We start from the raw sequence: 13,030 nt of genomic DNA, 5'->3' as shown, positions 1-13,030 counted from the left end.
AAAAACATAGGTGGCTGCACCGACCCCATCGCGAGCAGGCTCGCTCCCACAGTAGATCTTTGTTGCGCGGAAAATCCCTGTGGGAGCGAGCCTGCTCGCGAATGAAGTTAATGCGGTCTCCAGTGAAAAATAAGGCCGCTCGCCAATCACGGCGAGCGGCGGTCCAGCGGTCTTACTTGGCTCCAGCTTTCATTTTTTCTTCGATTTTCTTGTCAACAGCCTCTTGTACCTGGTCGATGCTGAAGCTCGCCGGGCGTTGGCTAGGCGGGTAATCGACAAAGGTTTGCAGGAAGGCTGCGGACTTCGAGATGCCCTGGAAGATCAGATAGTCGTTCTTCGCCAGCCAGTCAAAGTATTGGTCAGATACAACGTCGGCACGTTCGTAGGGGTCCATGCGCAAGTTGAAAATCTTCGGCACGCGCAGGCAGGTGAACGGTTCGCTCCAGACCTTGAAGCCCCCCGGCGCACGTTGCTCGCAGAAGACGAACTTCCAGTCGTTGTAACGCATGCTCACCAGCACGCCATCGTCGTTGAAGTAGAAGAACTCGTTACGCGCACTCTTGTCGGTCTTGCCGGTCAGATAATCCAACTGGTTGTAACCGTCCAGGTGCACCTTGAAGTTCTTCCCGCCAACGTCCGCGCCCTTGAGCAGGCGGTCCTTGATGTCGGTATCGCCGACAGCCGCCAGCAAGGTCGGGAACCAGTCCAGTCCGGAGAACATCTGGGTCGACACTTCGCCTGGCTTGACGTGGCCCGGCCAGCGAATCATCGCCGGTACCCGATAGGCACCTTCCCAGTTGGAGTTTTTCTCGTTGCGGAACGGGGTGGTCGCCGCATCTGGCCATGACCATTGGTTCGGGCCGTTGTCGGTGGTGTAGACCACGATGGTGTTGTCGGTGATCTTCAGGTCATCCAGCGTCTTGAGCAGCTTGCCGACGTCGCCGTCATGCTCAAGCATGCCGTCGGCATACTCGTTGCCGGGCATGCCGCTCTGGCCCTGCATGGATTCGCGCACGTGAGTGAAGGCATGCATGCGGGTGGTGTTCATCCAGACGAAGAACGGTTTGTCCGCCTTGGCCTGTTTCTCGATGAACGCCTGGGCGGCTGCCGTGGTTTCGTCGTCGATGGTTTCCATGCGTTTTTTGGTCAGCGCGCCGGTGTCTTCGATCTTGCCATCGGCGAAGCTGTGGATCACGCCACGGGGAGAGGCCGCCTTGACGAACTCGGCATCATCCTTGGGCCAGTAGGGGCGTTCCGGCTCCTCTTCGGCGTTGAGGTGGTAGAGGTTGCCGAAGAACTCGTCAAAGCCGTGGTTGGTAGGCAGGTACTCGTCCTTGTCCCCCAAATGGTTTTTACCGAACTGACCCGTTGCGTAGCCCTTGGCCTTGAGCGCCTGGGCAATGGTCACGTCCCGGGCCTGCAAGCCCACCGGCACGCCGGGCATGCCCACTTTGGACAGGCCTGTGCGCAATGCGGACTGGCCGGTAATGAAGGTCGAGCGCCCGGCCGTGCAACTGTTCTCCGCGTAATAGTCGGTGAACATCATGCCTTCTTTGGCGATGCGGTCGATGTTGGGGGTCTTGTAGCCGACCACGCCCATGGAATAGGCACTGATGTTGGTCTGGCCAATGTCATCGCCGAAGATGACAAGGATGTTGGGCTTATCGGCGGCCCCGGCTGTCGCCGAGAACGCCATGACCGAAGCCGCCAGCAGGGCCGCCTTCGGTAACCATTTGCGTATGCCAGTCATAGGACTTGCTCCTTTTGCTCGCTTGCGTCGCGTGTTGCGACAACCGTTTATTGCGGTCCTGCCTTACGCTTGCTTACTGCACTTGCCCGGTTATGGCATCGAAGGGGTAGATCCGGCGCCATTCGGCAGCCATGTCCACGACGGTCCAGCCACGTTTGTTCGCTTCGTCCAGGGCCTTGTCCAATCGACCGACCTTCGATTCGCGGTCATAGGCCCATTCACGTTTGGCGTCGGTGTGATGCACCAGCCCCATGAAGCGTTTGCCGGTCCCTGCGGCGGTCCACTGGAGCATTTGCAGGTCACCGTCGGAGTTGCCGAATGCGAGAATCGGCCGCCGCCCGATCACGGTTTCGATGCTGACCGGTTTGCCCGGGCCGTCATCGTTGTGGGCCAGTTTCGGCGTACGCAGGATCGAGGCCTTGCCATCCTTGTAATCGAAGGTGGTGACAAAGGTGGTGCCGATCACCTGTTCGGGCGGAACGCCATAGACCTTCTCGGCGAACGCACGCATGAAGCCGGTTTCGCCGCCGGAGACGATGTAGGTCTTGAAGTCCTGGCTGCGCAGGTAGTCGAGCATTTCCAGCATCGGCTGGAAGATCATTTCGGTGTAGGGCTTGCCGGTTTTCGGGTGGCGGGCCTGGCTCAGCCAGGTCTTGGCGTAGTCGTCGAAAGCTTCGGTGGTCATGCCGGTGTGGGTGGCGGCGAAAATTTTCATCAGGCCGTCCATGCCGCTCGCTGCCAGGGCCTGGTGGTCGTTTTCCAGCACCGCCTTGAACGGTTGGGTGGTTTGCCATTCCGGGTGTTGCGCCGCTGTGCGCTTGACTTCGTCGAGGGCGAACAGGAACTCGAAGTACATCGGCTGCTCGCTCCACAGCGTGCCGTCGTTGTCGAACACGGCGATGCGCTCCTCGGGCCTGACGAAATCCTTGCTGCCCTGATCGGTCACGGCCTGGACGAATTCGATGATGCTCTTTTTCGATGGCCCGTCGTTCCAGGACGGCAGGGGCTCGGCAGCCTGGACCAGCAATGGCAGGCTCAGGACCAGCGTCAGCAGGAACCTGGATACGTGAAGCTGGCGTACTGATATCGCCTTCATCATGGAACATCCCTCTCATGAACAGGGTTCAGTGGGCGCAATGCAGGAGCGACTGATTCCCTGTTGTGTTCGGCCTGACTATGCAGCGTAGCCAAGGAATCCTTGAGTTGTTGCAATGCCTGACCGTTGGTCGGCTCACGGCCGTAAAAGGCGCGTAGTAGAGCTTGCAGACGCGGGCCGAGGCCGGTCAGCTTCAGGCCTTTGCCGGTGCGGCGGGTCCAGAGGTAGAGGGCGCTCAGCTGCGGCGGCTTGCCGTCCAGCTGTGGCGGGATCTGCCGCCAGGCGTAGTCGGCAGACTCTAGCCAGGCCGCATGGCGAGCACGGCGCCGGGCCTGCCAGCCCAGATGCGCGCGCTGGATAAATGGTCGGGCAAACCAGGCCAGCAGCCCTACGCCAAGCAATAGCGCGAGCGTGCCGAGTACCGATCCCGACAGGTGCAGGCGTTGTTGCCGGCCGAGTTTTTTCAGGTCTTCGGCGATGGAAAACACCGGCTTGAAAGCGCTATTGGCCGCGGCCTCGAACTCCACCGCGGGCACCTGGGTGGTGCCGGTTTGTCCGGTGCCGGCATCCCACCATTTCACTTCGATGGGCGGCAGGCTGTAGTGGCCTTGGTGGTCGATCCGATAGGTCACGCTGTCGATGCGCTGGCCGCCGGTGAAGTTGCCGCGACCGTCGTCCAGGGTGCTGACCTGCGGGTTTTTCGGATAGCGACTCAGGCCGCTGACATCGCCCAATACCGGCGTCGGCAGCGACATGGCCAGGGCGCCGTCGGCTTGCAGGGTCAATTGCCGGGTGAGGCTATCGCCGACTTTCAACGGCGTATCGGGCTTGACGATGGTCTGGGTGAAACGCAGCGCCTGTGCCACCAGTACCGGCTCGCCGGGTTTGAAGCCCGGCGGTAGCGTTGCGCTGAAATGCAGCGGCTGGCTTTGTGCGCTCAGCTCGGTGGTGGCCTGGCCCGGTGTGGCGCGGACCGTCAGTGCCGGGATGTCGAAGTCCTGCGCCACGTTTGGCGTGATCAGGTAACGCAAACGCATGCCGTTGAAGGACTTGCCGTCGAAGGTCTGGTTCAGGTGTTCGGCATGGCCGTCCGGAGGCATCACCAGCGCGCCCGAGAGTTTCAGGTCGGGCAGGGTGGGGGCGTCGGTGAACCAGGTGTCGGTGAGGATGTCGAGTTGCAGTTCGACCAGGCTGCCGACCAGGGGGGCGGTGGGTTGCAGGCGGGCCTGGACTCGCAGTTCGGGTTCGGCGGCGAGGGTTGCCGTGCTGAACAGGCAAAGCAGCAATATTGTGGTGAATGTACTGGCGCTATCGCGAGCAGGCTCGCTCCTACAGTGGTCCTGTGTACACTTCAAGCTTTTTGTGGGAGCGAGCCTGCTCGCGATGGCCGCGACTCGGTCTATCAGCCTGATCATGGTTTGGCCCCCACCCGATCCTGCAAGCTGAACTTCTGCTTGAGGAATTTCGCCGGCGAAGTGCTCAGGTTCTGCAACCACTGCTCATCCGACGCCGCCTGCTGGGTGACCAGGGATTTGCTTTGGCCCTTGCCCGGTGCCTTGTCCATTTTGATTTCGTCGGGCTTGGTCTCGGGGGCGTTCTTCTCCGCGCTTTCGGTGTCTTTCTGCAAGGCAATGGCCAAGGCCAGGTTGGCCGTGGCTTCGGGGAATTGTGGCTGCAACTTCAGCGCCTGGGTGTAGGCGGCAATGGCTTCGTCGAACTTGAAGCGCCGCACGTAGATGTTGCCCAGATAGAAATACGCCTGGGGCGTTTGCAGGCGCGCGAAGCTGGCCAGGGCCAAGTCGAAATCGGCGGCGTTGTAGGCGGCGATACCTTTCCAGTAGGGGTCGACAAAATGCGCGGCGGCCTGCGGGAAATGCTCGTGCTCAAAGGCCCAGCGCCCTTGCTGGTCCGGGGTGAAAAAGGCATCGACCAGCGCATTGGCCTGTGCCGGGGCCGGTTGCAGGCCCAGGCCGACCACCAGCAGCACAGCGGGCATCCAGTTAATGCTCCAGCCCTTGCGCACACTGAAGAAGGCGATCAGCAGCAGCGGCCAGCACAGCCAGTAACCCGCGTCCTTCCAGTGCAATTCGCGCTGCTCGTCACTGGCGCTCTGGAAATGCTGCTGGGCGTGCAGATCGACCCAATCCAGATCGTCATCGTTGAGCGTCAGGCTGCCCAGCGGCGCGTCCAGCGTTGATGCCAACTGTTTGAGCGCGGCCTGATCGAAGCTGCCCAGTTCCGGTCGGCCGTTGCTGTCGGTACGCGGCTGCCCGCTGGCGTCGCGGATGATCCCGCCATTCTCGTTACCGACGGCCAGGATCAACACTTGCAGGTCACTGTCGTCCAGTTGTTTATCGAGACCGGCCAGCGCCGAAGTGTCCGCGCCGTCGGTGAGCAGCAACAGGGTACCGGGGGATTTTTCCGCGGCCAGCAGGCGCTTGGCCTGCTCGATGACCGCGCCGACATTCTTCCCGGGTTTGTCGATCAGGTTGGTACCCAGGGCCTGGATAAAGGTATCGAGCAACGCCGGGTCGTCGGTGGCTGGCAACACCAGATGCGCACTGCCGGCGTAGGCGATCAGGGCATTGCGCGCGCCGGCGCGGCGCTGGATCAGGTCATGGATCTTGTGCTTGGCCGCTTCCAGGCGTGTCGGCTGGACATCGGTGGCGTCCATCGACGGCGACAGGTCCATGGCGATGATCAATGGCGCACGGTTTTCCAGAAAGTCCGGTCGATCCTGCTCCCAGGTCGGACCCGCAGCAGCCAGCGCACTAAGTACCAGCAACGCGCTGGCCAGATGCACCGGGCGCAGCCATTGGCGGTCCTGTGGGGTGATCAGTAGATGGGGCAGCAGATGTTCGGCGATGTTGCCGCGCAAGCGCCGTTGCAGGTCACGACTGCGACGCCATAGAAGTGGCAGCAAGGTGGCGAAGGGCAGCAGCAACAGCCACAGCGGTCGCAGGAAATGGAAATCGCTGAGATTGATCTCCATCTCAGGCCTCCTGCCGCTGGCGGGCAATGGCAAGCCGAGGGCGTAGCCAGCCGAACAGGTGATAGAGCGCCAGCAGCAAAATCGCCGCCCCCAGGGGCCACCAGAACAGATCCTTTTTCGGTTGGTGACTGAGGGTTTTCACCTGATGCGGGGTCAGTGTGTCGAGGGTGCTGTAGACATCGTTCAGCGCATTGCGGTCTTCGGCGCGGAAGAACTTGCCACCGGTGGCTTCGGCAATTTGCTGCAGGCTGTCCAGGTTGACCCTGGCTTCACCGGAAGCCTGCGGATCGCCGATGCCGATGGTATGAATCACCACCCCTTTGGCGGCGGCCATCTGCGCCGCGTGGTCCGGGGTGATGGCGCTGCTGGTGTCATTGCCGTCGGTGAGCAGGATCACGACCTTTTCCGGTTCATGGGCCTGGTCCAGCAGCTTCAGGCTCAAACCGATGGCGTCGCCAATGGCGGTATTGGGCCCGGCCATACCGATGCCGGTGTCGTCCAGCAACAGCGACAGACTGGCGTGATCGAGGGTCAACGGCGCCTGCGGATAGGCGCCGCTGCCGAACACGATCAGGCCGAGGCGATCTTCCTTGCGCTTGTCGATAAAGCCGTGCACCACTTCCTTGACCGCCGCCAGGCGATTGATTTTCTGGCCGCTGGCGTCGGTGAAATCGGTGGTTTCCATGGACTGGGACAGGTCGATGGCCAGCATCAGGTCGCGCACCGGTTGCTGGCGCTCGATGGGTTTCTCCACGTACACCGGCCGGGCCGTCGCCAGCAGCAACAAGGCCCACACCAACAGGTTCAACGACAACTGCCAGCGATTGCTGCGAGTGCCGGCCTGGCTTGGTGCCTGGCCGACCGCACGGCTCATCGCGGCGAAAAACGGCACCCGCACTGCACTGCGCGCCTCGCGGTAATCGGGCAGGTAGCGATAACCGAACCACGGCAGGGGCAGCAGCACTAACAGCCAGGGATACTCAAGCTGCCACATGATGCTTCTCCACCCAGAGTTTGCAGGTGTCGAACAGGTGCTGGCGTTGTTCGGCGGGCAGGGCGCGCAGGGTGGCGTCGGGGGCGTAGGCCAGGAGTGCCAGTTGCCGGGTGAAGTCGGAGGGGAGGGGTTGCTTGATGTGTTGCTGCAAAAAGGCTTGCCAGTCCTCTTTGTGCAGCGCAGCAGGTCCCCTGTAGGAGCTGCCGAAGGCTGCGATCTTTTGATCTTGCTCTCCAGCGCGTTCAAGGTCGCCAAAAGATCGCAGCCTTCGGCAGCTCCTACATGGACGGTGTAGGGGCGGGAGAGATATGGCGACTCGCTTGAGCAGTTCTGGCAGCTCGCGTAGCGCATTCAAGTCATCACTGCGCTTTTGCAACTGCGCCAGCCGCACCAGCGCCTCACGCCGATAACGATCACGCCGCCACTGCCAGTAACGCCGGGCACCAATGGCCAGAGCGCTCAGCACCAGCAAACCCAGCAGTGCCCACCATCCCCAGGTCTGCGGCGCATAACTGACCGGCGCCGGCAGGGCGATTTCCTTGAGTTGCTCGATGCTCGGTACGTTTGGATTCATCGCGTCCGCCCCCCGAGCTTGCCCAGTTCGGCGCGCAGTTGTTCCTGGGCGTCGATGGCGGTGCTGAACATCATCAACGGCACCTGACTGCGTCGCAGCAGGGTGGCCACGTCCTTGAGCCGCCCGCCGAGAAAATCGCCCAATGGCTGGTGCACCTGTTTGCGCTCCACCGCCAGTTCCACCTGCAACTGGCCCTGGGTGATCAACAGGCGGCCGTTTTTTGGCAGGTTAAGTGCCAGCGGGTCATAGACCTGCATGGCGATCACATCGTTGTGGGTCGCCAGTTGTCGCATCAACTGCAAGGTGCGTTCGCCTGCGCCGGCAAAGTCGCTGACGATGCAGATCAGGTGGTCATGTCCCGCCAGCGCCAGGCACTGTTGCAGCACTTTATCGAGCTGATCCTCGCCTTCGGCGTCGGGGTTGGCGGCATTCAGTTCCTGGTTTTGCTGGACGATTCGGCTGCACAGCGCTTCGATCCGTTTGCGGCTGCGTAGCGGCGCGACGCTGTCGATGCGCTGGTCATTGAACACCAGCCCGCCCACCCGGTCGCCGGCGTTGAACACCATCCATGCCGCCAGCGCGCCGAGTTCGGCGGCGAGGGCGGATTTGAAACTGCGCTGCGAACCGAAAAACATGCTCATGCGCTGGTCGACCAGGATCAGCGCCGGGCGGTCACGCTCTTCGGTGAAGGTGCGTACCACCGGTTTGCCGGTGCGCAGCGATGCGCGCCAGTCGAGGTGGCGCAAATCGTCGCCGGGTTGGTAGCGGCGCAATTCATCGAAGTTCAAGCCACGGCCGCGCAGGCGCGAGGCATGGTTGCCGGCGAGAATGCTGCCCTGGGGCTGGCGGGCGAGAAAACTCAGGTCACGGGCCTTGAACTCCAGCGCCATCAATTGCGCCAGAGAGACGTAGACCAGACCGTCAATGTTCATGCCGGAATCGCCACTTTGTCGAGCAAACGGTCGAGCACCTGATCAGCCGTTACGCCATCGGCGACCGCGTCGTAACTCAATTGCAGGCGATGGCGCAGCACCGGGTGCACCACGGCGCGCACGTTGTCCGGCGAGACGAAGTCCTGCCCCTGCAACCACGCATCGGCACGGGCGCAACGGTCCAGGCCGATACCGCCGCGGGGGCTGGCGCCGATGTTGATCCAGCGGCCGAGGTCGACGTCGTAGTCGGCGGGGTGGCGCGTGGCGTTGATCAGATCGATCAGGTAGCGGTCGATAGCAGGGGACACCTGGACTGCGCTGACCTCGCGACGCGCTGCGAAGATCACGTCCTGGGCCAGTGCAAAACCCTGTACCGCAGCGGTTTTCGCACCCAATGCCTGCTCTTCCTCACGCAGCAGGCGCAGTACCTGGCTTTCGTTCTCGGCGCTGGGGTAATCGAGCAGCACTTTCATCAGGAAACGGTCCATCTGCGCTTCAGGCAGCGGGTAGGTGCCTTCCTGTTCGATGGGGTTCTGGGTGGCGATCACGATGAACAGATCCGGCAGCCCATGACTGTTGCCGGCCACGGTGATCTGCCGTTCCTCCATCGCTTCGAGCAACGCAGCCTGGACCTTGGCCGGGGCGCGGTTGATCTCGTCGGCCAGGATCAGGTTGCCGAACAAGGGGCCCGGCTGGAAACGGATCTCGTTCTTGCCATCGACCTGATGCAGCACCTCGGCGCCGGTAATGTCCGAAGGCAACAGGTCGGGGGTGAACTGGATGCGGCTCATCTTCGCGTCCAGGTGTTTGGAGAGCGCCTTGACCGTACGGGTCTTGGCCAGCCCGGGCAGGCTCTCCAGCAGCAAGTGCCCGTTGGCCAGCAGGCCAAGGAGGATTTGCCGGATCACCTGATCCTGGCCCAACACCGCTTCGGCGATGCTGGCTTGCAGGGCGTTGAGGTCGTTGAGTACGGTCATGGACGGTTCCTCGCTCAAAACATGAAGGTCGGAATGACCGGAATGAAGGAAAGACGAAAATTCCAGCGACTGCTGATCAGGTCGTCCGGATGAATCGCCGAATACTGGATCTCCCCGGAAATCCGCACCGGCAACTTGCCGAAATTGAAGATCCTTCCGGCACCGAGGCCGATGGGGAAGGTCACCTTGTTGCCGCCTTCAGCCTTCCAGTTGACTGTGACGTTGGGCGTCATGCCGATGCGCCATTGTTCGGGGCCAGGAATGCTGCGCTGGATGAAGTACTGAATGTTGGTCAGGCTCACGTCCTTGCGCTTGCTGTCGCCGCCCACCGACCACCAGTGTTGCGGGAACAGACCCAACGTCCAGTCTTCGCCCAGGTAGGCGGCGACGAACGCCGGGCCCAAGGAATACTTGCCGGTGCCCAGCACGTCTTCTTCGGCGGTGGGGAACATCGCGGTCGGGCCGAAGCCCCAGACCATCTTGCCGCCGCCAGCGAAACGAATCGGCTCCTTTGGAGAGAACACGCCGACGTATGCCAGGTCGCCGAAACCGCTGGTGCGGTCGAACGGGTCCTGGACCACCGAGATGAAGTCGCTGCGATCGCTGAGGATCTCGTTAGGGCCCATGCCGATCAGGTTGCCGGCCCGGTGATTGACCGGAGCGCTGACGTAGCTGATGGGCAGACGGTTGATCAGGTTCCAGTCTTCACCGAGGGAGATCGGGAAGGTCGGCATGAAGCTGTACTTGCCCAGCATGCGCGTGCCGTTGCTGTTCGGGCCCTTGAGCGCGGTGTAGTCGAACTGGTTGAACAACAGCACCAGGTTGCCCACCGGGTTATCCATCAGTTTTGAGATTTGTTCGGTGGACGGATCGCAGCCGGCCTTGACCACTTCCTTGAGGTCGATGTCGAAGTTCTGTTGCAGGCGATGGCAGGTTTCGGGGTCGCCCTTGGCTGCAGACGGTTTCGGCGTGTTGCCGAGGGCCGGCAAGTCGCCGCTGGCACTGGCCAGGCCGCTGAACAGGACGCTACACAGGGTAAGTCGGGTACTGATGGCCATCCCTGGCTACCTCCTAGAAAAACGCCAGGGTCAGGTTGAGGCTGAAACCGTTGCCTTCGGGGCGGTTCTTGGTGTCGAACTCCGGGATCCAGCGCGCGTTGAAATTGGCCTGGGCGTCGGCGAACTTGCCCTGCCAGCCAAAGGTCGGCCCGGCACCCACCGAGCGCCCGCGAAAGCCGCTGTTGGCGCCCGACCCGGTGTCATCGGTGAGCTGCTGGATGTAACCGGCGGCCACACCGGCGTTCCAGCCGTTGCCGAAGCCGTGGGTCCAGAGCGCGTCTAGGGTGAAGAGGTCGCCGTTCTTGTAATCGGTGGCGTCGTTCTCGGTGTAGAACTCCAGCCCCCCGGACACAGTGAACTCACCGCCCTTGCCGTCGAGGTGGGTGAAGGCCACGGTGGGCATGAAGGTGTAAGTGTTCTGCCCGGCGTTGGCCAGGCGATCATCGTTATAGGCACCGGTCGGCACGTAGATCGGCAGCGACAGCGACAGGTGGTTGACCTCGTCGAAGTGGTAGCCGGCGGCAATGGGCGTGATCAGCATGTCGGCAAACTGTGTGGCTTTATCCTCGGTACCCAGGGTCCTGCCACGCGGGCCGGTGATGCTCGCGGTAATGTCGGTGTATTGCACCGGTACGCCGATGGCCGAGGCGTAGTTCCAGCTGGCCTTGCCGGTATCCCAGACATGGGTGAAGTTGGCCATGGTGTAGGAAACCTTCAGGTCCAGGCCGGTACTCAGGGCGCCCACGATCGGCACTTGTGCATTGCCCTTGAGCTCGCCGTCGTACCAGAAACTGCTCAACGACATCACCCAACCCGGTTCCGGTGGCACGATCCCGGCATTGGAGAATACCTGCAGGCCGGTCATTGGCCGACCGCCGCCGCCTTCAGCCCCCAGCACCAGCGGACTGGCACCGACCACGCACAAGGCCAACAAGGAATGTATTGCAAATGGCCTGACCATCGCGGGCTCCGCTTATTGATTTTGTTGGTTCACGGGCGCCGGCATCGGCTTTATCCATTGGCCGCTGCTGACCTGGGGAGTTGTCTGCATGGTCACGCCAGCGGGGTGGGTATACAGATCCTGAGCACCGACCCCACAGCTGACGAACATGGTCATCAGGCTGAAGCCGGCTGCGCGAATGGCGATGTGCATGGCGTTGTCCTCACTTTTCAAACGTGACATTGAGCCCGGCGAACAGGGTGAATTGGGGGACGCCAGGGCCTTTGTGGTCGACAGTCCATTGCGGTTCGATGAAGGCGTTCAGGATATTGGACCCGGATTTCCAGACTTTGCCGCCACCCAAACCGAGTGGGATGTAGTGGGTGTGGTTCTTCAGGTCGTAGGTCCAGATACCGGTGGAGCGCAGGTACCAGCCTTTTTCCAGGTTATGAATGATGAAGGGCTGCATCGTGGCGGTTTCGACGTGCGGGCGGTCGTGATCGCCAGCGAATGAACTCTGGTACTGCACCAGTGCGCCCAGCAGGCCGCGAGGGGAGGAGTCGATAGCCACGGCGGCCAGGCCTGCCTGCCATTTGCCGGTGCCCAATTCGTCCTGATCCGCGAAGGGCGCGGTGATCATCGGGCCAATGCCCAACTGCACGCCTTCGGTCTTGAGCAGGAAGATATCGAACAGGTTCAGGTCGCCCTCGCCGGTGCTGTAGCCGCCGTGCGGATCGGGGCGCGTACTGATCGGCGCGGTGGCGCGCAACAGCTGCGGCACGCCAATGAAGTCATTGGGCGCAATCGGCAACGTGCCGCGCACCAGCAGGTCATTGGTATGGATATTGGAGTCGTAGTATTTCGGGGTGTAGTAATCCTGCAGGTTCATCCCCGGCGCGAGGTTCAACGGGTTGTTGCTCTTGTTGGCGGTCTCGGCATTGTCGGCGTGGGCGCACAACAAAGGCGCTAGCGACATCCCCAGAAGACAAGCGTGCATCCCCATTTTGTCGAACATGATTGCCCAATTCCCTGGTGGCTCATCAGGACGCCTCGGCACTTACACGGCCGTTACGACGTAGTCTTTTTGCTTTCAAGCCTGTAGGACACGTCTGTTGACGCTAGCAGCTAAATGGGGGTTAGCCAGTTGAAAGTGTTAACTCTTTGGTTTTTTGTACAAGTTTTTTGATTTTTTTGTGTACTAAAAAGTTAATGCGGATCATCGGGTTGAAGGCGATATCTGCTGTGTATTTGAAAGAGATATCGCCTGACTGATGATTGTTTAATGCACTACTCAGCACTTTTCCCCGCGCCCAAAGGCGCGCTCTTCCTGCTCCCGCAGTTCCGGTGTGAGTTCAGCGCCGAAATCCTCCATCTCGAACACCTGCCGAATCTCGATCTCTGGCTCCGTACCCGGCATCGGGTTGGGGCAGCGTTTGACCCATTCGATGGCTTCTTCCTTCGATTTCACCTGCCACAGCCAGTAGCCGGCAATCAGTTCCTTGGTTTCGGCGAAGGGGCCGTCGATGACCGTGCGTTTGTCACCGCTGAAGCGCACGCGGGCGCCTTTGCTGCTGGGGTGCAGGCCTTCGCCGGCTAAAAGGACACCGGCCTTGGCCAGTTCTTCGTTGTAATTGCCCATGGCGGTCAGCAGTTCGGTACTGGGCATGATGCCGGCTTCGGAGTCCTGGCTGGCTTTGATGATGATCATGAATCGCAT

General features: G+C 61.5%; 13 protein-coding genes. All 13 read right to left on the bottom strand.

All coding sequences use genetic code 11. The features are described from left to right. Positions 1–172 precede the first annotated feature (172 nt). The 13 genes from ABTV29_RS16950 to ABTV29_RS16890 all read right to left on the bottom strand — a co-directional run bounded on the left by ABTV29_RS16950 (position 173) and on the right by ABTV29_RS16890 (position 13,030). A complete protein-coding gene (locus ABTV29_RS16950; protein WP_433765642.1) occupies positions 173–1,750 on the bottom strand; it encodes an arylsulfatase in 1,578 nt (525 codons plus the stop codon). Positions 1,751–1,823: 73 nt separating this feature from the next. Continuing rightward, positions 1,824–2,849, bottom strand: coding sequence for an HAD family hydrolase (locus tag ABTV29_RS16945; RefSeq protein WP_433765641.1), 1,026 nt, complete (start codon positions 2,847–2,849; stop codon positions 1,824–1,826). Next, entirely contained in the window at positions 2,846–4,261 is a 1,416-nt protein-coding gene (locus ABTV29_RS16940; protein WP_433765639.1) for a hypothetical protein, read from the bottom strand. Before ABTV29_RS16940 ends, ABTV29_RS16945 begins: the two co-directional genes overlap by 4 nt. Further along, positions 4,258–5,838, bottom strand: a complete 1,581-nt coding sequence (locus ABTV29_RS16935; protein ID WP_433765638.1) for a VWA domain-containing protein — start codon at positions 5,836–5,838, stop codon at positions 4,258–4,260. Before ABTV29_RS16935 ends, ABTV29_RS16940 begins: the two co-directional genes overlap by 4 nt. Before the next feature lies 1 nt (position 5,839). Continuing rightward, complete coding sequence (locus ABTV29_RS16930; RefSeq protein ID WP_433765636.1) at positions 5,840–6,832, bottom strand: vWA domain-containing protein; 993 nt, start codon at positions 6,830–6,832, stop codon at positions 5,840–5,842. After that, a complete protein-coding gene (locus ABTV29_RS16925; RefSeq protein ID WP_433765634.1) occupies positions 6,819–7,406 on the bottom strand; it encodes a DUF4381 domain-containing protein in 588 nt (195 codons plus the stop codon). Before ABTV29_RS16925 ends, ABTV29_RS16930 begins: the two co-directional genes overlap by 14 nt. Then, the gene (locus ABTV29_RS16920; RefSeq protein WP_433765633.1) at positions 7,403–8,338 is read right to left on the bottom strand and encodes a DUF58 domain-containing protein; all 936 of its coding nucleotides are present in this window, start codon (positions 8,336–8,338) and stop codon (positions 7,403–7,405) included. The genes ABTV29_RS16925 and ABTV29_RS16920 overlap by 4 nt, the downstream gene beginning before the upstream one ends. Then, entirely contained in the window at positions 8,335–9,315 is a 981-nt protein-coding gene (locus ABTV29_RS16915) for an AAA family ATPase (protein WP_433765631.1), read from the bottom strand. The genes ABTV29_RS16920 and ABTV29_RS16915 overlap by 4 nt, the downstream gene beginning before the upstream one ends. Positions 9,316–9,329: 14 nt before the next feature. Further along, a complete protein-coding gene (locus tag ABTV29_RS16910) occupies positions 9,330–10,373 on the bottom strand; it encodes a hypothetical protein (protein ID WP_433765630.1) in 1,044 nt (347 codons plus the stop codon). A 13-nt stretch (positions 10,374–10,386) separates the two neighbouring features. Then, the gene (locus ABTV29_RS16905; protein WP_433765629.1) at positions 10,387–11,334 is read right to left on the bottom strand and encodes a SphA family protein; all 948 of its coding nucleotides are present in this window, start codon (positions 11,332–11,334) and stop codon (positions 10,387–10,389) included. Positions 11,335–11,346: 12 nt separating this feature from the next. After that, positions 11,347–11,526: a hypothetical protein gene (locus ABTV29_RS16900; RefSeq protein WP_433765627.1), complete on the bottom strand. Its 180-nt coding sequence runs from the start codon at positions 11,524–11,526 to the stop codon at positions 11,347–11,349. Positions 11,527–11,536: 10 nt separating this feature from the next. Continuing rightward, the gene (locus ABTV29_RS16895) at positions 11,537–12,328 is read right to left on the bottom strand and encodes a hypothetical protein (RefSeq protein WP_433765625.1); all 792 of its coding nucleotides are present in this window, start codon (positions 12,326–12,328) and stop codon (positions 11,537–11,539) included. A 276-nt stretch (positions 12,329–12,604) separates the two neighbouring features. Next, positions 12,605–13,030 carry a YciI family protein gene (locus ABTV29_RS16890; protein WP_433765623.1) on the bottom strand — a complete coding sequence of 142 codons (426 nt, stop codon included), beginning with the start codon at positions 13,028–13,030 and terminating at the stop codon, positions 12,605–12,607.

It is taken from the genome of Pseudomonas putida (assembly GCF_050989985.1).
GTDB classification, from domain to species: Bacteria; Pseudomonadota; Gammaproteobacteria; order Pseudomonadales; family Pseudomonadaceae; genus Aquipseudomonas; species Aquipseudomonas putida_AI.
Note: the sequence above shows the minus strand (reverse complement) of the source record. Positions and strands in the feature narration are given on the sequence as shown.